At 70.3% G+C, this 22339-nt stretch carries 17 protein-coding genes; 12 read left to right on the forward strand and 5 right to left on the reverse strand.

The genetic code is table 11. The features are described 5' to 3' along the window. The first annotated feature begins 41 nt into the window (after positions 1 to 41). From PV396_RS28975 to serA, 6 genes are all read left to right on the forward strand, one after another. Positions 42 to 992 carry a 2-hydroxyacid dehydrogenase gene (locus PV396_RS28975; RefSeq protein WP_319209584.1) on the forward strand — a complete coding sequence of 317 codons (951 nt, stop codon included), beginning with the start codon at positions 42 to 44 and terminating at the stop codon, positions 990 to 992. Positions 993 to 1190: 198 nt separating this feature from the next. Then, on the forward strand, positions 1191 to 4361 hold the full coding sequence (locus PV396_RS28980) for an EAL domain-containing protein (protein ID WP_416071498.1): 3171 nt from the start codon (positions 1191 to 1193) through the stop codon (positions 4359 to 4361). 255 nt (positions 4362 to 4616) lie between these two features. Continuing rightward, positions 4617 to 6464 carry an acetolactate synthase large subunit gene (locus PV396_RS28985; protein WP_319209589.1) on the forward strand — a complete coding sequence of 616 codons (1848 nt, stop codon included), beginning with the start codon at positions 4617 to 4619 and terminating at the stop codon, positions 6462 to 6464. Positions 6465 to 6485: 21 nt separating this feature from the next. After that, positions 6486 to 7013, forward strand: a complete 528-nt coding sequence (gene ilvN / locus PV396_RS28990; RefSeq protein ID WP_053739835.1) for an acetolactate synthase small subunit — start codon at positions 6486 to 6488, stop codon at positions 7011 to 7013. A 118-nt stretch (positions 7014 to 7131) separates the two neighbouring features. Further along, positions 7132 to 8130, forward strand: coding sequence for a ketol-acid reductoisomerase (gene ilvC / locus PV396_RS28995; protein ID WP_319209594.1), 999 nt, complete (start codon positions 7132 to 7134; stop codon positions 8128 to 8130). Positions 8131 to 8380: 250 nt separating this feature from the next. Continuing rightward, positions 8381 to 9970, forward strand: a complete 1590-nt coding sequence (serA, locus tag PV396_RS29000) for a phosphoglycerate dehydrogenase (RefSeq protein WP_319209597.1) — start codon at positions 8381 to 8383, stop codon at positions 9968 to 9970. 176 nt (positions 9971 to 10146) lie between these two features. On the opposite strand, the gene PV396_RS29005 is transcribed toward serA, so the two are convergent. After that, positions 10147 to 11688 carry an MFS transporter gene (locus tag PV396_RS29005; RefSeq protein WP_319209600.1) on the reverse strand — a complete coding sequence of 514 codons (1542 nt, stop codon included), beginning with the start codon at positions 11686 to 11688 and terminating at the stop codon, positions 10147 to 10149. A 96-nt stretch (positions 11689 to 11784) separates the two neighbouring features. On the opposite strand from PV396_RS29005, the gene PV396_RS29010 reads away from it, so the two are divergent. Next, on the forward strand, positions 11785 to 12363 hold the full coding sequence (locus PV396_RS29010) for a TetR/AcrR family transcriptional regulator (protein WP_319209603.1): 579 nt from the start codon (positions 11785 to 11787) through the stop codon (positions 12361 to 12363). Here the strand turns inward: PV396_RS29010 and PV396_RS29015 are convergent. Next, positions 12344 to 13240 (reverse strand): LysR family transcriptional regulator, encoded by an 897-nt coding sequence (locus PV396_RS29015; RefSeq protein WP_319209604.1) that lies wholly within the window; start codon positions 13238 to 13240, stop codon positions 12344 to 12346. The two genes, PV396_RS29010 and PV396_RS29015, sit on opposite strands and share 20 nt — an antisense overlap. 80 nt (positions 13241 to 13320) lie before the next feature. Here PV396_RS29015 and PV396_RS29020 point away from each other — a divergent pair, with 80 nt between their 5' ends. Then, a complete protein-coding gene (locus PV396_RS29020; RefSeq protein WP_319209607.1) occupies positions 13321 to 13683 on the forward strand; it encodes a DoxX family protein in 363 nt (120 codons plus the stop codon). A gap of 19 nt (positions 13684 to 13702) precedes the next feature. On the opposite strand, the gene PV396_RS29025 is transcribed toward PV396_RS29020, so the two are convergent. After that, positions 13703 to 14896 carry a helix-turn-helix domain-containing protein gene (locus tag PV396_RS29025; protein WP_319209610.1) on the reverse strand — a complete coding sequence of 398 codons (1194 nt, stop codon included), beginning with the start codon at positions 14894 to 14896 and terminating at the stop codon, positions 13703 to 13705. 133 nt (positions 14897 to 15029) lie between these two features. Here PV396_RS29025 and PV396_RS29030 point away from each other — a divergent pair, with 133 nt between their 5' ends. Together PV396_RS29030 and pruA are read left to right on the forward strand one after the other, a co-directional pair. Beyond that, complete coding sequence (locus PV396_RS29030) at positions 15030 to 15956, forward strand: proline dehydrogenase family protein (protein WP_319209612.1); 927 nt, start codon at positions 15030 to 15032, stop codon at positions 15954 to 15956. A gap of 38 nt (positions 15957 to 15994) precedes the next feature. Then, on the forward strand, positions 15995 to 17635 hold the full coding sequence (gene pruA / locus PV396_RS29035) for an L-glutamate gamma-semialdehyde dehydrogenase (RefSeq protein ID WP_319209614.1): 1641 nt from the start codon (positions 15995 to 15997) through the stop codon (positions 17633 to 17635). 54 nt (positions 17636 to 17689) lie between these two features. On the opposite strand, the gene PV396_RS29040 is transcribed toward pruA, so the two are convergent. Then, positions 17690 to 19597: a glycoside hydrolase family 97 protein gene (locus PV396_RS29040; protein WP_319209617.1), complete on the reverse strand. Its 1908-nt coding sequence runs from the start codon at positions 19595 to 19597 to the stop codon at positions 17690 to 17692. Positions 19598 to 19758: 161 nt separating this feature from the next. On the opposite strand from PV396_RS29040, the gene PV396_RS29045 reads away from it, so the two are divergent. Beyond that, entirely contained in the window at positions 19759 to 20298 is a 540-nt protein-coding gene (locus PV396_RS29045) for a GNAT family N-acetyltransferase (protein ID WP_319209620.1), read from the forward strand. A 245-nt stretch (positions 20299 to 20543) separates the two neighbouring features. Further along, positions 20544 to 20675, forward strand: a complete 132-nt coding sequence (locus PV396_RS29050; protein ID WP_006374903.1) for a hypothetical protein — start codon at positions 20544 to 20546, stop codon at positions 20673 to 20675. Positions 20676 to 20697: 22 nt separating this feature from the next. Here PV396_RS29050 and PV396_RS29055 read toward each other — a convergent pair whose 3' ends face one another. Continuing rightward, positions 20698 to 22266 carry a metallophosphoesterase family protein gene (locus PV396_RS29055; RefSeq protein ID WP_319209623.1) on the reverse strand — a complete coding sequence of 523 codons (1569 nt, stop codon included), beginning with the start codon at positions 22264 to 22266 and terminating at the stop codon, positions 20698 to 20700. Positions 22267 to 22339 lie beyond the last annotated feature (73 nt).

Here is a 22339-nt window from a genome sequence, read left to right on the forward strand (position 1 = left end):
CTAACCTCTGTACGCACAGGGGTTCGCCTACGCTCGTGACCATGACTGCTGACGTGTGGCTCCCCATCCCGCCGGAGGAGATTCAGGGCCTGCCCGAAGGGCCCGACTACCTCTTCTGGAACGGCGATCACGACTACCCCGGGGACCCGGCCGACTGCGCGTTCTACGTCGTCCCGTACATGAAGCCCGTCGAGGTGTGCGTACGACCCCTGCCGGACATGACCCATGTCCAGGTGCTCCAGACGCTGTCCGCCGGCGTCGACAACGTCCAGCCCGGGCTCGGACACCTGCGCCCTGGCGTGCGGCTGTGCAACGCGCGCGGGGTGCACGAGGCGAGCACCGGTGAGCTGGCCCTCGCCCTGATCCTGGCCTCGCTGCGCGGCATCCCCGACTTCGTACGGGCGCAGGACCAGGGGAAGTGGCGGGGCGGGTTCCGGCCCGCGCTCGCCGACAAAGCCGCACTCATCGTCGGCTACGGCTCCATCGGCGCCGCCATCGAGGACCGGCTCGCGCCCTTCGAGCTCGCGCGGGTGGCACGCGTCGCGCGCTCTGAGCGCACCACGGCGCGCGGACCGGTGCATCCGCTCACCGAACTGCCCGCCCTTCTGCCCGAGGCGGACATCGTGATCCTCGCCACGCCCCTCACCGATCAGACAAGAGGGCTGGTGGACGCCGAGTTCCTCGCACGGATGAAGGACGGCGCGCTGCTCGTGAACGTGGCCCGGGGGCCCGTCGTCGACACCAAGGCGCTGCTCGCCGAGCTGGAATCGGGCCGCCTCACGGCCGCCCTCGACGTCACCGATCCGGAGCCGCTGCCTCCGGGGCACCCCTTGTGGCAGGCGCCCGGGGTACTCATCAGCCCCCATGTCGGCGGCCCGACGTCCGCGTTCCGGCCGCGCGCCGAGTGGCTGCTGGTGGACCAGCTGAACCGGTTCCTGAACCAGGAGCCGCTGCGGAACGTGATCCTTACGACGGGGGCAGGCGACGCCTAGTCCGCTTCGGGCACCCTCCGCATTCCCTCGGATGCGGGGTGTGTCACTGTCGCCACTTGTCGTTACGGAGAGTAGAGGAACTATGTCCCTGAGTGACGAGACTGGTGTATCGTCCCGACAGGGGCTGCGCCGCGCACCGATCGGCGCCGGGGATGGACATTGCAGACTGTGAGGGGGGCGACGGGCGATGTACGGCCAATGGACGAACGATCCGACGCGGCGGGACCGCCGACGGCAACCCTGGCGCACGGCCGCGGGCAGACGCGGCCACAGCGGCCATCACCAGCACCGCCGGCCCAGCGGTCGTCACCACCACGAACACCCCGCGCATCCGACCCACGCCGCGCACCGGAGGGTCCGGTGAGTTCCCCCGGGGCACTGTTGGCCCGCCGGCCGGTCTCCGGCGGAGGCACGAGCCTGGTCCCGCAGCTCGTCCTCGCCCTGGTGTGCGCGGCATACGCCGTCGGTTCCGCGTTCGGCTGGGGCTCGCCCCGACTCGCCCTCATCATGGGCGACTTCGGGCTGAGCGCCGCGGCGGGCACCGCGGCCGTGTCCTGCTTCCTCTACGGGCGGCGCCCGAGCCGCTTTCGACCCGCCTGGCTGCTGTTCGCGCTGTCCTCCGCCATGGCCTCACTGGGCAACCTCGTCTGGGGCTGGTACGAGGTCGTGCTCGAACGGGACGTGCCGAGCCCCAGCTTCGCCGACCTGTTCTTCCTGTGCTTCGCGCCGCCCGCCATCGTGGGACTCCTGGTCCTCGCCAAGCGACCGGCGACCAAGGCCGGCTGGGTCTGCATGGTCCTCGACGCCTGGCTGATCGGCGGTTCGCTGCTCACCCTGTCCTGGAGCCTCGCCCTGGCCCAGACGGCGAGATTCGACGGGCCGAGCGTCGCGCACACCGCGCTGTCGCTGGCCTACCCCCTGCTCGACATCGCGCTCGTCAGCATGGTCCTGGCGCTGCACTTCCGGCGCTCCAGCGTGAACCGCTCCGCCGCGAACACCGCGATCGCCGCGCTCGCCCTGACCGTGGGCTGCGACGCCCTGTTCACCTCGCCCCTGATGCACAACAACTACCACTCGGGCCAGTTGCTCGACGCGGGCTGGTTCGCCGGCTCGCTGCTGCTGGCGTACGCCCCGTGGGTGGGCTCCGGTCACGGCGGCCCGGGCGAACCCGAGGGGCACACACGCGTGGTGCACGAACACCGCCCCGCACGGCAGCACCCCGGCAGGCCCGGCGCCCCCCGGCCAGTGCCCCGCCAGGGCCAGGGTCAGGGCCAGGTCCAGGTCCAGGCGCCGGCCCCCGGGCAGGGGCCCGCGCCCGCCCCCGGAGGCGATCACGGCCGGTATCCGGTCAACCGGCCCATCACCGGCTCGCTGGCCGCGCTCACGCCGTATCTGGCCGCCGCCGTGTGCACGCTCGGGATCCTCTACAACCTCCTCAACGGCCGCAGCCCGGACCGCGTGGTGCTCATCACCGCGGGTGGCGTCGTCCTCGCGCTCGTCGTGCGCCAGGGCATCATGCTGCTCGACAACATCACCCTCACCCAGGAACTGGCGCAGAAGGAGAACCATTTCCGCTCCCTGGTGCAGGGCTCGAGCGACGTCATCATGATCGCCGCCCCGAGCGGGATGCTGCGGTACGTCAGCCCGGCCGCCGCCGGGGTCTACGGCCGGTCCGCGGAGGACCTCGTCGGCACCGAACTGGCCCACCTCATCCACCCGGAGGATCTGGGCTGCGTGGTGCACGAGCTGCGCCGCTTCCTCGCCGCCAGCCCTGGCGACGAACCCACCAGCAGGATCGAGTGCCGCTTCAAGTCAGGGGACGGCGGCTGGCTGAACGTCGAGTCCACGGTCAACCGGCACCACGGCGGCCTCATCTTCAACAGCCGGGACGTCACCGAACGGGTGCGGCTGCAGGCACAGTTGCAGCACAACGCCGAGCACGACCCGCTCACCGACCTGCCCAACCGCGCGCTGTTCACCCAGCGCGTGCAGCAGGCCCTGTCGGGCCGCCGCTCCACCGACCGCGGCACGGCCGTCCTCTTCATCGACCTCGATGGCTTCAAGGCCGTCAACGACACCATCGGGCACCAGGCCGGGGACGAACTGCTCGTTCAGGCCGCCCGCAGGCTCCAGGACTCCGTCCGGTACGGCGACACCGCCTCCCGTCTCGGCGGTGACGAGTTCGCCGCCCTGATCGTCGGCGACGGCACCCGGGACCGGGGCGCGCGTGAACGCCACATAGTGGAACTGGCCGACAGACTCCGGCTGACCCTCTCCCAGCCGTACGACATCGGCGGCAACGATGTCCGGGTCAACGCCTCCATCGGCGTCGCCTTCGCGGAGCCCGGCCTCGGCGCGGGCGAGCTGCTGCGCAACGCCGACCTGGCGATGTACCGCGCCAAGGCCTCCGGCAAGGGCCGCGTCGAGCTCTACGCGCCCCAGATGCAGCAGGACGTCGTACGGAAGGCGGAACTGGCCACGCGCCTGCGTGCCGCCCTGCACGACGGCGAGTTCGCGCTGCTGCACCAGCCCGTGGTGGCGCTGGACACCGGCCGGATCACCTCGGTCTCCGCCCAGGCCCGCTGGCGCTCCTCCCAGGGTGTCCTCTTCACGCCCGCCGAGTTCCTGCGCGTCACCGAGGACGGCGACAAGACCGCCGAGCTGGACCGCTGGATGCTGGAGGAGGCCGTCGAACAGGCCGCCGAACGCGCCGCGACCGGGCTCGCCGCACCCGTGGCCGTCCGCATGAGCGCCCACCGGCTCCTCGACCGCTCCCTGCCCCTCGGCTCGATCGAGACCTTGCTCACCCGCCACGGGCTGCCCACCGGCGCCCTGGAGATCGAACTCGCGGACACCGACCCCAGGCTCTCCCTGGACGAGCTGGAGCGCCGTCTGAACGCCTTCAGGCTCCTCGGCGTACGGATCGCGCTGGACGGCTTCGGCAGCGGCTACGCGGCGATCACGGCGCTTCGGCGGCTCCCCGTGGACGTGCTGAAACTCGACCGCGGTCTGGTCGAGGGTGTCGTCGAGTCCCCGCGGCTGCACAAGATCACCGGCGGGCTGCTCAGAATCGCCGCCGACCTCGGGCTCCAGTCCGTCGCCGACGGGGTGGACCTGCCGGAGCAGGTGGTCGCCCTGCGCGCGATGGGCTGCACGCACGGCCAGGGCATGGCCTTCTCCGGGCCGCTGGACGAGTACCGGCTGCGCCGGGCCCTGTCCACCGGCCGCTATCCGGTGCCCAACGGCCCGGCCGAGCCCGCGTTCGCGGGAGGCGGCCCGGGGGTGTACACAAGTACAGGTGTGCCCGCCGTTTTCGGGGGCGGAACCGCCCTCCGCTCACATAATGAGACTCCCGTCCCACCCACTTGACAGTCGGTGCGTGCCGGGGGGAGGGTCGACTCCATGCGCACCCGAATTCTCGTACTTGGAAAGCGCGTCGGCTGACGCTGGTGAACGTTCCGGACAGACCCGGAACTCCCAGCGACCGCACCCGACGCGCTCCCCTCGCTTGCCTCACGGCACGAGGGGTTTTTTGTTGCACCGGCACCAGTCGGACCGCGGCAAAGACGCACGGCACACCGCACAAAACTCGCAAAAACCCTCAGCATCGAGAAGAGAATGCCGATGACCGAGCAGGCCACCGGGGCCCATCACCCGCAGCCGCGGCCCCGTTCCGGAGGACAGCAGTCCGCCCCCGAGCACGTCACGGGTGCGAAGTCCCTCATCCGCTCGCTTGAGGAGGTCGGGGCCGAGACGGTATTCGGCATTCCCGGCGGCACGATCCTTCCCGCGTACGACCCGCTGATGGACTCCACCCGGGTGCGGCACGTGCTCGTCCGGCACGAGCAGGGCGCCGGCCACGCGGCCACCGGCTACGCGCAGGCCACCGGCAAGGTGGGCGTGTGCATGGCCACCTCGGGCCCCGGTGCCACCAACCTGGTCACGCCGATCGCGGACGCGATGATGGACTCCGTGCCGCTGGTCGCGATCACCGGCCAGGTCAACTCCAAGGCGATCGGCACGGACGCCTTCCAGGAGGCGGACATCGTCGGCATCACCATGCCGATCACCAAGCACAGCTTCCTGGTCACCAAGGCCGAGGACATCCCGAAGGCGATCGCCGAGGCCTTCTACATCGCCTCCACCGGCCGCCCGGGACCGGTCCTCGTGGACATCCCGAAGGACGTGCTGCAGGCGCAGACGACGTTCTCCTGGCCGCCGCAGCAGGATCTGGCCGGCTACCGCCCGGTGACCAAGCCGCACGCCAAGCAGATCCGCGAGGCCGCCAAGCTCATCACCGGCGCGAAGCGGCCCGTCCTGTACGTGGGTGGCGGCGTCATGAAGGCGCACGCCACCGCCGAGCTCAAGGTGCTCGCCGAGCTCACCGGAGCGCCCGTCACCACCACCCTGATGGCGCTCGGCGCGTTCCCCGACAGCCACCCGCTGCACGTGGGAATGCCGGGCATGCACGGTGCGGTCACCGCCGTCGCCGCGCTGCAGAAGGCCGACCTGATCGTCGCCCTCGGAGCCCGCTTCGACGACCGCGTCACCGGCAAGCTCTCCAGCTTCGCCCCGTACGCCAAGATCGTCCACGCCGACATCGACCCGGCGGAGATCGGCAAGAACCGCGCCGTCGACGTCCCGATCGTCGGAGACGCCCGCGAGGTCATCGCCGACCTGGTCCAGGCCGTGCAGAAGGAGCACAGCGAGGGCCAGACGGGTGACTACACCGGGTGGTGGAAGGACCTCAACCGCTGGCGCGAGACCTACCCGCTGGGCTACGAGCACCCCGACAATGGCTCGCTCTCGCCCCAGCACGTCATCGAGCGCATCGGACAGCTCGCCCCCGAGGGCACGATCTTCACGGCGGGCGTCGGCCAGCACCAGATGTGGGCCGCGCACTACATCCAGTACGAGAAGCCCGCGACCTGGCTGAACTCCGGCGGCGCCGGAACGATGGGATACGCGGTCCCGGCCGCGATGGGAGCCAAGGCCGGCGCCCCGGACCGTACGGTCTGGGCGATCGACGGCGACGGCTGCTTCCAGATGACCAACCAGGAACTCACCACCTGCGCGCTCAACAACATCCCGATCAAGGTCGCCGTCATCAACAACGGCGCCCTCGGGATGGTCCGCCAGTGGCAGACCCTGTTCTACAACCAGCGGTACTCCAACACGGTGCTGCACTCCGGCCCGGACGACGTCAATCCGGACGCCAAGGGCACCCGGGTCCCCGACTTCGTGAAGCTGTCCGAGGCGATGGGCTGCTACGCGATCCGCTGCGAGTCCCCGGACGACCTCGACAAGGTCATCGAGGAGGCGAACTCGATCAACGATCGCCCCGTCGTGATCGACTTCATCGTCCACGAGGACGCCATGGTGTGGCCGATGGTCGCCGCCGGCACCTCCAACGACGAGATCATGGCCGCTCGGGACGTCCGCCCCGACTTCGGCGACAACGAAGACGACTGAGCGAGAGAGACGTAACGAGACATGTCCAAGCACACCCTCTCCGTCCTCGTCGAGAACAAGCCCGGTGTCCTCGCCCGGATCACCGCCCTGTTCTCCCGGCGCGGCTTCAACATCGACTCCCTCGCGGTCGGCGTCACCGAGCACCCCGAGATCTCCCGCATCACCATCGTGGTCAACGTGATCGAGGCACTTCCCCTCGAACAGGTGACCAAGCAGCTCAACAAGCTCGTCAACGTGCTGAAGATCGTCGAACTGGAATCCGGCTCGGCCGTTCAGCGTGAACTCGTTCTGGTGAAGGTGCGCGCGGACAACGAGACGCGCTCCCAGATCGTCGAGATCGTCCAGCTCTTCCGCGCCAAGACGGTCGACGTCTCCCCGGAGGCCGTCACCATCGAGGCCACCGGCAGCAGCGACAAGCTGTCCGCCATGCTCAAGATGCTGGAGCCGTACGGCATCAAGGAACTGGTGCAGTCCGGCACGATCGCGATCGGGCGCGGCGCGCGCTCGATCACGGACCGGTCGCTGCGGGCCCTCGACCGGTCGGCGTAACCGCGGATTCGGGCGGTCGGGTGACACTGGCCGCCCGTATACCGAGACCCCGAGACTTCACTTCCGCCCGCCGTCATACGGTGGGACGCAACACCTGCACTCAAGGAGAGAACCCAAAGTGGCCGAGCTGTTCTACGACGCCGACGCCGACCTGTCCATCATCCAGGGCCGCAAGGTCGCGGTCATCGGTTACGGCAGCCAGGGCCACGCCCACGCGCTGTCGCTCCGTGACTCTGGTGTCGACGTCCGTGTCGGTCTGCACGAGGGCTCCAAGTCGAAGGCGAAGGCCGAGGAGCAGGGCCTGCGCGTGGTGACCCCCGCCGAGGCCGCCGCCGAGGCCGACGTCATCATGATCCTCGTCCCGGACCCGATCCAGGCCCAGGTCTACGAGGAGTCCATCAAGGACAACCTCAACGAGGGCGACGCGCTGTTCTTCGGCCACGGCCTGAACATCCGCTTCGACTTCATCAAGCCGCCGGCCGGCATCGACGTCTGCATGGTCGCCCCCAAGGGCCCGGGCCACCTCGTGCGCCGCCAGTACGAGGAGGGCCGCGGCGTTCCGTGTATCGCGGCCGTCGAGCAGGACGCGACCGGCAACGCCTTCGCGCTCGCGCTGTCGTACGCCAAGGGCATCGGCGGCACCCGCGCCGGCGTCATCAAGACGACCTTCACCGAGGAGACCGAGACCGACCTGTTCGGTGAGCAGGCCGTTCTCTGCGGTGGTACGGCCGCGCTGGTCAAGGCCGGTTTCGAGACGCTGACCGAGGCCGGCTACCAGCCGGAGATCGCGTACTTCGAGTGCCTGCACGAGCTCAAGCTGATCGTCGACCTCATGTACGAGGGCGGCCTCGAGAAGATGCGCTGGTCGGTCTCCGAGACCGCCGAGTGGGGCGACTACGTCACCGGCCCGCGGATCATCACGGACGCCACCAAGGCCGAGATGAAGAAGGTCCTCGCCGAGATCCAGGACGGCACCTTCGCGCGTGAGTGGATGGCCGAGTACCACGGCGGTCTGAAGAAGTACAACGAGTACAAGTCGCAGGACGAGCAGAGCCTCCTGGAGACCACGGGCAAGGAGCTGCGCAAGCTCATGTCCTGGGTCGACGACGAGGCGTAAGCTTTGGGGAATGGGGCCGTGGCGCACGCTGCGGCCCCATTTCCGAACCCCGGATCGGGCCTTGTCCGCGGTGACCGGCCACGGATGAGTGATCCTTGCGCGGGGGCGGGAGCCGCCCTTCGCCGCGCCACTACACTGCCGTACTACATACGCGTCAGGCCCACAGCGTCGTGCGTCTCCACGCGGTAGCACCTCCACCGCCTGCGGCCGTCGGGACGGCCGTCCGCATAGGACTGAGTGAGGACCTCACGTGAGCTCGAAACCTGTCGTACTCATCGCTGAAGAGCTGTCGCCCGCGACCGTCGACGCGCTCGGCCCGGACTTCGAGATCCGGCACTGCAACGGAGCGGACCGAGCCGAACTGCTCCCGGCCATCGCCGACGTCGACGCGATCCTGATCCGCTCGGCCACCAAGGTCGACGCCGAGGCGGTCGCCGCCGCCCGCAAGCTGAAGGTCGTCGCACGAGCCGGCGTCGGCCTGGACAACGTGGACGTCTCCGCCGCCACCAAGGCCGGCGTGATGGTCGTCAACGCCCCCACCTCGAACATCGTCACCGCCGCCGAGCTCGCCTGCGGTCTGCTGCTGGCCACCGCGCGCCACATCCCGCAGGCCAACACCGCGCTCAAGAACGGCGAGTGGAAGCGCAACAAGTACACCGGCGTCGAGCTGGCCGAGAAGACGCTCGGTGTCGTGGGCCTCGGGCGCATCGGCGCGCTCGTCGCCCAGCGCATGTCCGCGTTCGGCATGAAGGTCGTCGCGTACGACCCGTACGTCCAGCCCGCGCGGGCCGCGCAGATGGGCGTCAAGGTGCTGTCCCTGGACGAGCTCCTCGAGGTCTCCGACTTCATCACCGTGCACCTGCCGAAGACCCCCGAGACCCTCGGTCTCATCGGCGACGAGGCGCTGCACAAGGTCAAGCCGAGCGTCCGCATCGTGAACGCCGCGCGCGGCGGGATCGTCGACGAGGAGGCGCTGTACTCGGCGCTCAAGGAGGGCCGCGTCGCCGGCGCCGGCCTCGACGTGTACGCGAAGGAGCCCTGCACGGACTCCCCGCTGTTCGAGCTCGACCAGGTCGTCTGCACCCCGCACCTCGGCGCGTCCACGGACGAGGCGCAGGAGAAGGCCGGTATCGCCGTCGCCCGCTCGGTGCGCCTCGCGCTCGCCGGTGAGCTGGTCCCGGACGCGGTGAACGTCCAGGGCGGCGTCATCGCCGAGGACGTCAAGCCGGGTCTGCCGCTCGCCGAGAAGCTCGGCCGTATCTTCACCGCGCTCGCGGGCGAGGTCGCGGTCCGCCTCGACGTCGAGGTGTACGGCGAGATCACCCAGCACGACGTGAAGGTGCTCGAGCTCTCCGCGCTGAAGGGCGTGTTCGAGGACGTCGTCGACGAGACCGTGTCGTATGTCAACGCCCCGCTGTTCGCCCAGGAGCGCGGCGTCGAGGTGCGGCTGACGACCAGCTCGGAGTCCTCGGACCACCGCAACGTCGTGACCGTGCGTGGCACGCTCGGCAGCGGCGAGGAGGTGTCGGTCTCCGGCACGCTGGCCGGTCCCAAGCACCACCAGAAGATCGTCGCGGTCGGTGAGTACGACGTCGACCTCGCGCTCGCCGACCACATGGTGGTGTACCGGTACGCGGACCGGCCCGGTGTCGTCGGTACGGTCGGCCGGATCTTCGGCGAGGCCGGGATCAACATCGCCGGGATGCAGGTCTCGCGGTCGGTGGCCGGGGGCGAGGCCCTCGCGGTACTGACGGTGGACGACACGGTTGCGCCCAGCGTCTTGGCGGAGGTCGCCGAGGAGATCGGGGCGAGGTCTGCTCGATCGGTCAACCTGGTCTGAGGTGACCGTCGTCCGGGGGCTGCCGCCCCCGGGCCCCCGCTTCGGCCTGAACGGCCTCGTCCTCAAACTCCCCCAGAGGGGGGACCCCCAGACGGGCTGAGATTGCCTGCGCGGCGCTCGCATGTGAACGCGGGCCGACTGAGGAACTCCAGTCGGCCCGCGTTTTCTGTTTCCCGTTACTCGCACACCTCCCGCACCCGCACCCCGCGAAGCGCCCGCACCGACAGCGCCGCCGCCCCCAGCAGCAGCACCACCACCCCCGCGATCGCCGCCGTCTGCATCCCGTGGGCGTAGGCCTCCCTGGCCGTCGTGACCAGCGCGTCTCCCGTGCGCGCCGGGAGCTGCCGGGCCACTGCGAGGGCGCCGCCCAGGGTTTCCCTGGCCGGTCCGGGCGCCGAAGTCGGCATCTCGTGGCGGTAGACCGCCGTACCGATCGAGCCCAGTATCGCCATGCCCAGCGCGCCGCCGAACTCCGCGCCCGTCTCGAGGAGGGAGGACGCGGCGCCCGCCCTGTCCACCGGGGCCGCGCTCAGGCCGAGGTCCATCATCTGGGACATCACGACGACGATCCCGGCCGCCAGGACACCCGCCCCGGCCAGCACCAGCCACAGTGAGTCCGTGCCGACCAGGGCCAGGAGCCCGTATCCGCAGGCCGCCGTGAGGAAGCCGCCGGCCACCACATGGGCGCGCTGCACGCCCCGCTGGACCAGGGCGCTGGCGATTGGTGCGGCGACGCCGACCAGGACCGTCGGCAGCAGGCCCCAGAGCGCGGCCTCCAGGGAGCTCTTGCCGAGCACCGATTGGAGGTACTGCGTGGTGAAGTACGCCGAGCCCATCATCGCGAACGCCGAGAGCAGGTTCAGGAAGACGGCCGGGCCGAAGCCCCGACCCCGGAACAGCGCGGGGGAGATGAGCGGTGAGGCTGTCGTGCGCTGGCGCCGGCCGAAGATGTACGCGAAGAACAGGCCGACGGCGACCGAGAGGACGTACTCGGTGTGCCAGCCCTCCGACGGGATCTCCTTCAGGCCGTAGACCACGGGGAGGACGGCCGCCATCGACAGGGGGACGCTGAGGAGATCGAAGCGGCCGGGGTTGGGATTCTTCGACTCCGGGAGCAGTACCGGGCCCAGGACCAGCAGCAACGCCATCGCGGGCAGGTTGACAAGGAAGACCGAGCCCCACCAGAAGTACTCGACCAGCAGGCCGCTCATCACCGAGCCGAGAGCTACGCCGCCGGTCATCACACCGGACCACATGCCGATCGCCTTGGCGCGCCGGCCGGGGTCGCGGAACATCGTGCGGATCAGGGCCATCGTCGACGGCATCAGGGTCGCCCCGCCGATACCGAGGACCGCGCGGGCCGCGATCAGGGTCTCCGCGCTGTTCGCGTAGGCGGCAAGCAGCGAGCCCGCGCCGAAGGCCGCGGCGCCGACGAGGAGGAGCCTGCGTCGGCCGATGCGGTCGCCGAGCGAGCCCATCGTCATCAGCAGACCGGCCAGGACGAAGCCGTAGATGTCGAAGATCCACAGTTGCTGGGTTCCGGTCGGCTCCAGGTCCGAGCTGATCGCGGGGACCGCGAAGTAGAGGACGGACACGTCCATCGAGACCAGCAGCAGCGGCAGCATCAGCACGCCGAACGCGGTCCATTCACGGCGGCCGGCACGGGCGCCGGGCCCGGGGTAAACGGTCGTGCTCGTGGGTTCCGTCGAGTTCGTCATGCCGAGGAATGTACGGCTGTATTAAACGATTGTCTAGAACGGCTGTGTAATTCGTACGTCTAGGACGGGTGTATGGATCGCGGGTAGGGTGGACCCATGGGACACCGTGAGGATCTGCTCGAAGGCGCCAAGCGCTGCCTGCTGGAGAAGGGCTTCGTGCGCACGACGGCGCGCGACATCGTCAAGGAGTCGGGGACCAACCTGGCGTCGATCGGCTACCACTACGGCTCGAAGGACAAGCTCCTCGCGGAGGCGTACGTCTCCCTGGTGGAGGGACTCTCCGACGATTTCAGCCCCGCCATGGGGACGGCCGGCGACACCGAACCCGGCTCGCTCGACCGGTTCCAGGAGGTGTGGGCGAACATCATCGGCACCATGCGGCAGCCGGGATCACTGTGGCGCCTGAGCATGGAGATCGTGGCCCTGGGGGATCAACTGCCGACCGTCCGCGACCACTTGGCGCAGGCTCAGCGCGACGCGAAGCGCGGCGTCATCCCGCTGTTCCTCGGGGGCCGAGAGGAGGACGTGCCGGAGGGGGACGTCGACTCCGTCGGCCAGTTCTACAACACCCTGATGACCGGGCTCATCTGCCAGTACGTCTTCGACCCGACGACGGCACCGACCGCGGACCAGCTCACCGAGGGTCTGCGGCGGGTCATGGGGGCGGCGCGCTAGACGTGCCGCCCTGCGGGGTGTGGTACGCGGCGGTCGCGATCTCGACGAACGAGCGGATCAAGGGCCGGATCAAGGGGTTCGTGTCGCCCTCGTTCCAGGCCGCCACCACACGGCTCGGCGGCATGTCGGTCAGCGGCACCACGACGAGCCCCTCCGCCGCCCGGTGGTCCAGGACGGTCATGCCGACCGTGCCGTTCCACAGAACGGCCTGTCGGCATTCCTGGACAGCGCGTACCACCGGACCCTCGCGGGGTTCGCCGCCGTTCCAGTACGACTGCCAGCGCGGGTCGGTGCCCGTCGGGAACACGAACCAGCGACGGTCTGCCAGGTCGGCCAGCTTCAGCCGGTCGCGGCGGGCCAGCGGATCATCGGCACGCAGCAGCGCTCCCACCGGGTCGGCGCGCAACTCGTGCACGGTCAGACCCTTCTCGTCGAACGGCCCGCGTGTGAGGGCGATGTCGACCAGACCCGCGTGCAGTCCGCAGGTGGGGTCGGTCAGGTCGCTCTCGCGGATGCGGACCTCGACACCCGGGTGCCGCCGCCGGTAGGCGTCGGCCAGCCGGGCCGCGCCGGGATCGGTACTGTCGCCCAGCATGCCGACGGTGATGGTGGTGGCCCCGGCCGCCGCCGCCACGCGTACGCGTGTCCGCTCGGCTCGGTCGAGCAGGGCGCGTGCCTCGTCGAGCAGGACCGCCCCCGCGGCGGTAAGCGTGACTCCGGCGGACGACCGGTCGAGCAGCCTGGCGCCGACCTCGGTCTCCAGCTGCTTCATCGCCCGGCTCAGGGGCGGCTGGCTCATGTGCAGCCGGGTGGCTGCCCGGCCGAAGTGGAGTTCCTCGGCGACCGCCACGAAGTAGCGCAGCGTGCGTAGCTCCATGCTGCGACGATACCGAGCCGGTATCGAGGCCGCCGAACGGGTCTTGGACAGCCGTGGTGCCCCGACAGTGGAATCGGAGCATGACAGTTGCGTATGGGATCGCCGCCGGCCTGCTGGCCCTCTTCTATCTCTACTCCGGCGGGGTCAAGGTGGTCCGAAGCCGGGAACAGCTCCGACCGATGATGGCCTGGGTCGACAGCATGCCGATGCCGGCCGTGAGGGCTATCGGAGCTGTCGAACTGCTCGGAGCGCTGGGCCTGGTCCTCCCGCCGCTGACCGGTGTCGCGCCCTGGCTGGCCCTGGCCGCCGCCATCGGGGTCGTGACCCTGCAGATCGGCGCGACCAGGGTGCATCTGCGCCGCGGAGAGCGCGACATCGCCCTCAACCTCGTCCTCCTCGCCACCGGCGCCGTGACCGTCTGGCTGGCGACGACCTGGCTGTGACCAGCGAGGGAACGACCCTCTAGAGCCGCGCGCCCTTCAGCGCCATGTGCAGCAGCAGCCGGTCCTCGCCGTCGTCCAGGTCCAGGCCCGTCAGTTGCTCGACCCGGGACAGGCGGTAGTACAGCGTCTGGCGGTGGATGCCCAGCTCCGCAGCCGTGCGGCCCGCCTGGCCCGCGCGGTCGAGGTAGACCTCGGCGGTGCGGGCCAGTTCCTGGTGGGCGGGGGAGAGCAGGGTGCGTACGGCGGGGTCCTGGGCGAGGTCCGGGGGCAGCGCCGTGAGGAGGCGGTACGGGCCGATGGCGCCCCACTCCGCGACCGGGCCCAGGTGCGGCTGGGCCAGGGCCGCGCGGGCCGCCGCCGAGGCCTCCTGCCAGGCGGCGCCCAGCCCGGCCAGGCCGGTGCGCGGCGCGCCCACACCGGCCGCGACCGCGCCCTCCGTCTCCTTCAGCAGCCGGGACGCCGCCGCCAGCGCCGGGGCGGGTACGTCCGTCGCGCGCAGCCTGACCAGCAGGGCCAGGCTCTGGGCCGCCGCGCCCCACGGCACCGTGCACACCGCCGTCGCGTGCGGCACCGCCCGGGCCGACGGGGCGTCCTCGGGATCCGCCGACGGCCAGGGCGCCACGCACACCACCGTGTGCGGGCCCTCGCCGCGCACCCCCAGGGCCGTACGCAGCGCCGCCACCGCCATGTCCCGCTGCCAGCCGCGCTCGGCGGTCAGCACCGTCCGCAGCTCGCGGGTCAGGTCGGCGCCCGCCTGCGCGTCGTCCGCGAGCAGCGCGCCGATCCGGTCCGTCACCTCCATGGCCGCCGTGAGCTGCTCAGCAGAGGGGCCCGGATCGTCGTCCAGCAACCACACGTAACCGACGACGACACTCCTATGGCGTACGGGGAGACAGATTCGTCCCCGGTACACCCCCGCCTCCGGTGTGGGCGGGATACGGACCGGGCCGGTCGCCCGGGTGATGCCGAAGCCCTCGAACCACGCGCGTACCGCCGCTGTCGAGCGGCGGGTCAGGATCGAGCGGGTGCGGACGGGGTCCAGCGCCGACGGGTCCAGCTCGCCCTCGTCGTAAGCGCCGAAGGCGAGCAGCTCGAAGTCGCGGTTCTCCAGCGTCGCGGGGGCGCCGAGAAGCTCCGAGATGTCGTCCACCAGTTCCTGATAGTCCCCGTGGTGGTCGCCGCTCGCCTGGCTCATACGGGCATTCTCGCGCATTCTCCGGCCGCCTTCAGACATCTGTATGAGATCTGGGGCACGGATGCGTGACAGCTGTCGATGGCCCACGATCGGAGGGATCCTTAGGTTTCACGGTGGTTCTCCGTTTACCGGCCTTTTGTGGAGGTGCCCCGTGCTGGGTCCCGTGATTCTCGCCGCCTCGCGCAGCGACCGGATGCGCCGGCTGATCTCGGCCGCCCCGGTGACCAGGCCGGTCGTCGACCGCTTCATCCCCGGCGAGACCGTCGACGACGTCGTGCCGATCGTCCAGGACCTCACCGACCGGGGCCTGGAAGTCACCCTGGACGTCGTCGGCGAGGACATCACCACCCCCGAGCAGGCCGGCGCCGCCCGGGACGCCTATCTGGAGCTGGTCGAGCGGCTCGGGGAACTGGAACTGGGCACCCGCGCCGAGATGTCCGTCAAGCTGTCGCTGTTCGGGCAGGCGCTGCCGGGCGGCCACGAGCTGGCCCTCGCCAACGTCCGGCCCGTCGTCGAGGCGGCGGCCGCGATCGGTACGACGGTCACGCTCGACGCCGAGGACCACACCACCCTCGACTCGATGTTCGCCGTCCACGAGGAGCTGCGGAAGGACTTCCCGCAGACCGGCTGCGTCATCCAGGCCTACCTGTACCGCACCGAGGCCGACGCCCGCCGCCTCGCCGAGAGCGGCAGCCGCGTACGGCTGGTGAAGGGCGCGTACAAGGAACCCGCCGAGGTCGCCTACCAGCAGAAGTCCGAGACCGACAAGGCGTACGTCCGCGTCCTGCGCATCCTGATGGAGGGCGAGGGGTACCCGATGATCGGGTCCCACGACCCGCGCCTCATCTCCATCGCCCAGGAACTCGCCCGGCGCGCGAGCCGCAAGCCCGACGAGTACGAGTTCCAGATGCTGTACGGGATCAGGAGCGACGAGCATCTGCGGCTCGCCGCGGAAGGTCACCGGATGCGCGTCTACACCGCCTACGGGACGGACTGGTACGGCTACTTCATGCGGCGGCTGGCCGAGAAGCCCGCCAACCTCCTCTTCTTCGGACGATCGATCCTCACCAAGGGCTGAGCCCGACCCCCCGCTCGCTTAAGGAGTTTCAGGACACCATGGACGCCGTCACCCAGGTCCCCACCCCCGTCAACGAGCCGGTGCACGGCTACGCCCCCGGATCGCCCGAGCGGGCCCGCCTCGAGGTCAAGCTCAAGGAGCTGGCCGAGAACCCCGTCGACCTGCCGATGACCATCGGCGGTGTGCGGCGGATGGGCGGCGGCGAGACCTTCCAGGTCGTGCAGCCGCACAACCACAAGGCCGTGCTGGGCACCTACCGCAACGCCACCCGGCAGGACGCCCAGGACGCGATCGACGCGGCCCTCGCCGCCGCGCCCGCCTGGCGCGCGATGTCGTTCGACGACCGGGCCGCGATCATCCTGCGCGCCGCCGAACTGCTGGCCGGCCCCTGGCGCGAGACCCTCGCCGCCTCCACCATGCTCGGCCAGTCGAAGACCGCCCAGCAGGCGGAGATCGACTGTCCGTGCGAGCTCGTCGACTTCTGGCGCTTCAACGTCAAGTACGCGCGTGACCTTCTCGCCGAGCAGCCGCCCGCCAACTCCCCGGGCGTCTGGAACCGTCTCGACCACCGCCCCCTCGAAGGCTTCGTCTACGCGATCACCCCGTTCAACTTCACGGCGATCGCGGGCAATCTGCCCACCGCGCCCGCCCTCATGGGCAACGTGGTGGTGTGGAAGCCGTCGCCCACGCAGACCCACGCCGCCGTCCTCCTCATGCGGCTGCTGGAGGAGGCCGGGCTCCCCAAGGGCGTCATCAACCTCGTCACCGGTGACGGCATCGAGGTCTCCGAGGTCGCCCTGGAACACCGCAACCTCGCCGGGATCCACTTCACGGGGTCCACGAAGACCTTCCAGCACCTGTGGAAGACGGTCGGCGCCAACATCGAGAAGTACCGCTCGTATCCGCGGCTCGTCGGCGAGACCGGCGGCAAGGACTTCGTCGTCGCCCACCCGAGCGCCGACCGGGCGGTCCTCAAGACGGCCCTCACCCGCGGTGCCTTCGAGTACCAGGGGCAGAAGTGCAGCGCGACCTCCCGCGCCTACATCCCGGCGTCCATCTGGAACGATGGTTTCCGCGAGGAGTTCGCCGCCGAGGTCGACCGCCTGACCATGGGTGACGTCACCGACCTCGGCAACTTCATCGGCGCGGTCATCGACGAGCGGGCCTTCGCCAAGAACAAGGCCGCCATCGACCGCGCGAACTCCGACCCGACGTGCACGATCGTGGCGGGCGGCTCGTACGACGACTCGGTCGGCTATTTCGTCCGCCCGACGGTCGTGGAGTGCACGGACCCGGCGAACCCGGTCTTCACCACCGAGTACTTCGGCCCGTTCCTCGCCGTGTACGTCTACGACGACAGCTCGGCCGACAAGTACGACACGATGCTGACCCAGATGGAGTCCGTGTCCGACTACGCGCTGACCGGCTCGGTCATCTCCGGTGACCGCGCGGCGGCCGCGTACACGATGGAGAAGCTGCGCTACGCGGCCGGCAACTTCTACATCAACGACAAGTCGACCGGCGCGGTCGTCGGACAGCAGCCGTTCGGCGGGGGGCGCGCGTCCGGCACCAACGACAAGGCGGGCGCCCCGCAGAACCTGATGCGCTGGACGCTGACCCGCGCCATCAAGGAGACCCTGGTCGCCCCGACCGACTACACCTACCCGCACATGGGCTGACGGCCACGGGTGGATGACGCCGGGCCCGCACCCACACGGGCCCGGCGTCCGCTTTTACCCCTTCGCGCAGTTCGTACGGCCCGGCTGCCAGCGGCAGGCGAGCGCGGCGAAGCCGCCGTCCGCGACCACCGGTACGGCCAGGGTCGCGTCGCCCCGTACGGTCCGAGCCTCGCGCACCAGACCCGAGGGGCCGTCCGTCACCGTCTCCACCAGCCAGCGGCCGGCACCAAGCCGCAGTGGTACGTCCGCGGTTCGGGCCGCGCCCGCGAACGTGCCGCCGATGAACCAGCGGCCGTCCGCCGCGCGTCGGGCGAGTACGGCGGAGCGGCCCGGGTCACCGGTCAGCAGCCGGGTCTCCTCCCAGCGTCCCGGCAGCTGCTCCAGGTAACGGCGGGCCTCGGGCCGGGCCTCGTACGACTCCGGGGTTCCGGCGAGGTTCTGGATGCCCGACTCGTACAGCACCGTCAGGCCCAACTCACCCGCGTCGGAAGCCACGTTGGGGCGCGCCGGACGGTGGAAGGCACCCGGGGTGAAGTCCATCGAGCCGATCACGTTACGGGTGAAGGGGAGCGAGGCGAGCTGCTCGGCGGTGTTGTTGCGCTTCTCCTCGCCGCCCACGCCCTCCATCGTCATGACCTGCGGCCAGGTGCGCTGCATGCCCTTGGGGATCGTCGAACCATGGAAGTTGACGAGGAGGTGATGGCGGGCGGTCGCCTCCAGGACCTCGTCGTACCAGCGCATCCGGTCCTGCGACTCCGAGTCCATGAAGTCGATCTTCACGCCCCTGACGCCCCAACTGGCCAATGTGCCGAGCCACTTCTCGCGTTCCGCCGGGTCCGTGAGCAGGGTGTAGTGCAGCCAGACCTGGACACCGACGTTCTTCGCCGCCGCGTGACGGACCAGCTCCGGCATCCAGTTGTTCGTCTGCCAGTCGGGGTCGATGACGTCCCATTCCCCGGGCTTGTAGTACCAGCCCGCGTCGACGACCTCGTACGGCCAGCCCCGCTCGGCCGCGTAGTCGACGTAGGCCTTCTGCGCCGCCAGGCTCTGCCCCGCCGTCTTGCCGCCCGCGAGCCAGGTCCACAGGGCGGGGCCCGGCCTGATCCAGGACGTGTCCCGGACCCGGGAGGGCGTGGCGAGGTCGTCGACGAGGGTCGACTCCGTGACGGTGGCCAGATCGCCGGTGACGATCGTGCGCCAGGGGGTGGTCAGGGTGCCGGTCGTGGTCCGCACCGGCTCGTCGTTCCAGAGGCTCACCTTGTACGTCGGTGAGTTCGCCTCGTGCGTCAAGTGGGCGCCCGAGTAAGCGCCGTTGAGATCCGACTCGGCGATGAGCGCGTAACCGCCGGGAGTGTCGAAGAGGGCCTGCATCGAGTAGCCGCCCGCCGGGGCGGTCGCCGCCGACTCGTAGCGTTTGAAGGGGAGTTCGTTGTCGGCCCGGTAGGCGTTGACGACGGCGGTGGTGTCCGGGGGGAGGGTGAAGGCGGAGGCCTCACGCAGGACGTCGCCGGTGGTGCGCGGCAGGGTGTAGCGGTAGGCGACGCCGTCCGGGGCCACCCGGACCAGCAGATCGAGGCGGGCGCCGTCGGCCGTACGGAAGCGGAAGCGGGACTCGGTCATCCGGGCAACGCGCTTGCGGGACTTGCCCGTTGTCGAGGTGTACCGCTCGGTGACCGTGCGGGTGGAGCGGCCCGACAACTCCAACCCCCTTGATAAGTCGGCCTGTTCGGTGACCAGGCCCAAGGGGGAGGGGGCGAGGACCTGTTCACCCGCGCGGCTCACCGCGAGGGTCGGCCGCCCATCGGCCGGGTCCAGTGCGACAACGGCCGTGGGGGAGCCGGGCGGGGCCTTCACCTCCCAGGCCGCAGCCGCCGTCCCCGTATGCCCTGTCGCGGCCTCGGCGGGCAGTGCTGTCACCGCGGTGGCGAGCAGGGCGGAGGCGAGTGTCAGCGCGATCGACATAGAAGTACCCCTCCAGTCGTCATTCAGCGTCATTCATCCGATGACTGTGAGGCTGGTGGGTGGAAATAGGGCTGTCAAGGTGTAGTGCAGCGCCATCTGTATGCCGTAGGTCGGATCAATCGAGCTTCGGCCATTCGTAGGCCATTCGGAATACTGGAACCATGGCTCCCACGCTGCGCACCGCCCACACCGCTGACCTCACCGCCGCCGAACACGCCGCCGCACGCGGCCTCTTGGACGTAGCCTTCGACGGCGACTTCTCCGACGAGGACTGGGACCACGCGCGCGGCGGCATCCACGCCCTCGTCCACGACGACACCGGGCTCCTCGCCCACGGCTCGGTCGTCATGCGCCGCGTGCTGCACCGGGACCGCTGGCTGCGCGTCGGCTATGTGGAAGCGGTCGCCGTCCGCACCGACGCCCGCCGCCACGGCCTCGGCGGGCAGGTGATGGACGCGCTGGAGCGGTATGTCGACGGCGGCTACGACTTCGGCGCGCTGTCCGCGAGCGCGGCCGGCTCCGCCCTCTACACGGCCAGGGGCTGGCAGCGCTGGCAGGGACGGATCAGCGCCCTCGGAACGGCGGGAGTGGTCCGTCTTCCGGACGAGGAGGGCCACGTTTTCGTGCGCCCCGCCGCTGTCGCTTCCCTCGACCCCTCGGACGGGCTGATCTTCGACTGGCGCGATGGCGACGTGATGTGAAAAGGCCAGGTCAGCGGGGTGTGACCCAATCCACCGTCTCAGATAGTAGGAAGTCCGAGTAATTGTGGAGACAGATGCCCTGTCCTCACCTAGCTTTGTAGAAGCCGAACGTGTCGCTGGACCAAGCGAATGACGGTCGTGAGCCGGTACCCGTCGCAGGCAACCCCTGCGGTACCGCCGCTCCCCGTCCGACCCGGCGTCTCCCCCTGCCGTACTCCCTGCTTCCCTGAAGGAGTCGATCTCCCATGGCCGAGACGACCGTCCGCCGCCGAGTCCGCCACGTCTCCCCGACGAGCGAGTCCGACCGCAAGAACGCCGCCGCAGCCCTCCAGCGCGCCCTCGACCGCCGCGACAACGGCGGCCAGACCGGTCACTGAAGGCGTCACCGAGGGCGGCTTGCTAAGGGCGCCGCACCTCGAAGTGGTCGATGCGCTCCCCGCTCTGCGCCAGCGCGGACACCACGAGCCGGGGAGCGGTGCCCGGCGCGCCCGCCTTCGCCTCCACCGAGAGGAACGAGTAGCCGGTGTAGCGCACGCGTGACCATTCCACGGTGTCCTCGTGCCGCTCGCCCGACTTCGTCCAGAAGTAGCTGTCCACCGACTCCCGGTCGGCCACCTTCCCCTCGAAGCTGTCCTTCACCCCGTACGGGAACCCGTACAGGCTCTGGCCCGCGCCGCCCGCGGTGACGTACACGGTGCCGTCCCGCGTCGGGTCGGTCGACGCGCCGACCGGTACCCGCCGGCCCACGCGGCCGCCCCTGAGGGCGTCCGTCCGCTCGTACACATGGTTGTGGCCGTTGATCACCAGATCCACCTGGTGCTTGTCGAAGAGCGGCAGCCAGGCGTCCCGCACCCCGCCGTCGGAGGCGTGGGTTGACGTCGAGTACGTGCAGTGGTGGAAGAAGACCACGATGAAGTCGATCGCGTCCGACGCGCGCAGCTCGGCGAGCCGCCGGTCCAGCCACGCCGTCTGGCGACCGTCGGAGTGGCCGAGGTTCGCGGGGATCTCGTACGACACGTCGTTCGCGTCGAGCGCCACGACCCCGACATTGCCGTACGTGAACGAGTAGGCGCCCGGGGTGCGTCGGGCGTCGAAGCCGTTGTCCGGGAGCGACCAGCGGGCCGACTGGCCGCCGTACCCGTTGGGCGAGTACCAGGCCTCCATGTCGTGGTTGCCGGTCGTCACCATCCACGGCACCGACTTCGCGACCGTCTCCGTCTGCTTCAGGAACAGGTCCCAGGCGGCCGGGTCGTAGCTGTCCGACTTCTCGCCGTGGCCGGTGACGTCCGCGTAGCAGATGTCGCCCGCGTGGAGATGGAAGGCGGGGTTCCGGGCAACGAGCACACGGTCGTTGGCGAGCGCGTCGGGTGTGACGCCCTGGTCGCCGAAGGCCGTGAACACGAAGCTCGCGGGAGCGGTCGCGGGCGCCGTGCGGAAGGTGTGGAGCGTCGCGGCATGCGCGCGCGAGGCCGGGTCGAAGCCCTCGTGGCCGACTCCGTAGTAGTACGTCGTCCCGGGCCGCAGCCCGTCGAGGGCCGCGTGCACGTAGTACTGGTCCAGGTCGAGGCGTACGCCCGTCAGGCCCGGCGTGTGCAGGGGACGCAGCTCGGCGTCGACGCGCCGGCTCAGGTTCCCGGGCGTCGGTCCGACCCGCACGTACGGCTTCCGTACCGCGAACGGGACCTGCCAGGAGATCCGCATCTGCGTCTTCGGGTCGGCGCCGAAGGCCAGATGGCGGCCGAAGGGGGTCACGGCGGAGCCGGGGACCTTGCTGGTCGCGGGATTCGCCGTACCCGTGCTCGACGAACAGCCCGTGACCAGGCCGCCGCCGGCCAGCGCGCCCGCCGTCACCAGCGCGCGGCGCCGGGTGAACCGGGTGCGCAGATACTCGTACTGCTCCGCCATGCTCATCCGGCGGGCCAGCTGGGGCGGAATGCCGACGTCGGGGGTGTCCGGATGACTGTTCATGGAGGGGAACCTCCCAGGAATCGCCGACGTCCGCCATACGCGCAGGTGAACGCCGGTCGAAGAACGGTCGCCG

The organism is Streptomyces sp. ME02-8801-2C (genome assembly GCF_033793965.1).
Classification (GTDB): domain Bacteria; phylum Actinomycetota; class Actinomycetes; order Streptomycetales; family Streptomycetaceae; genus Streptomyces.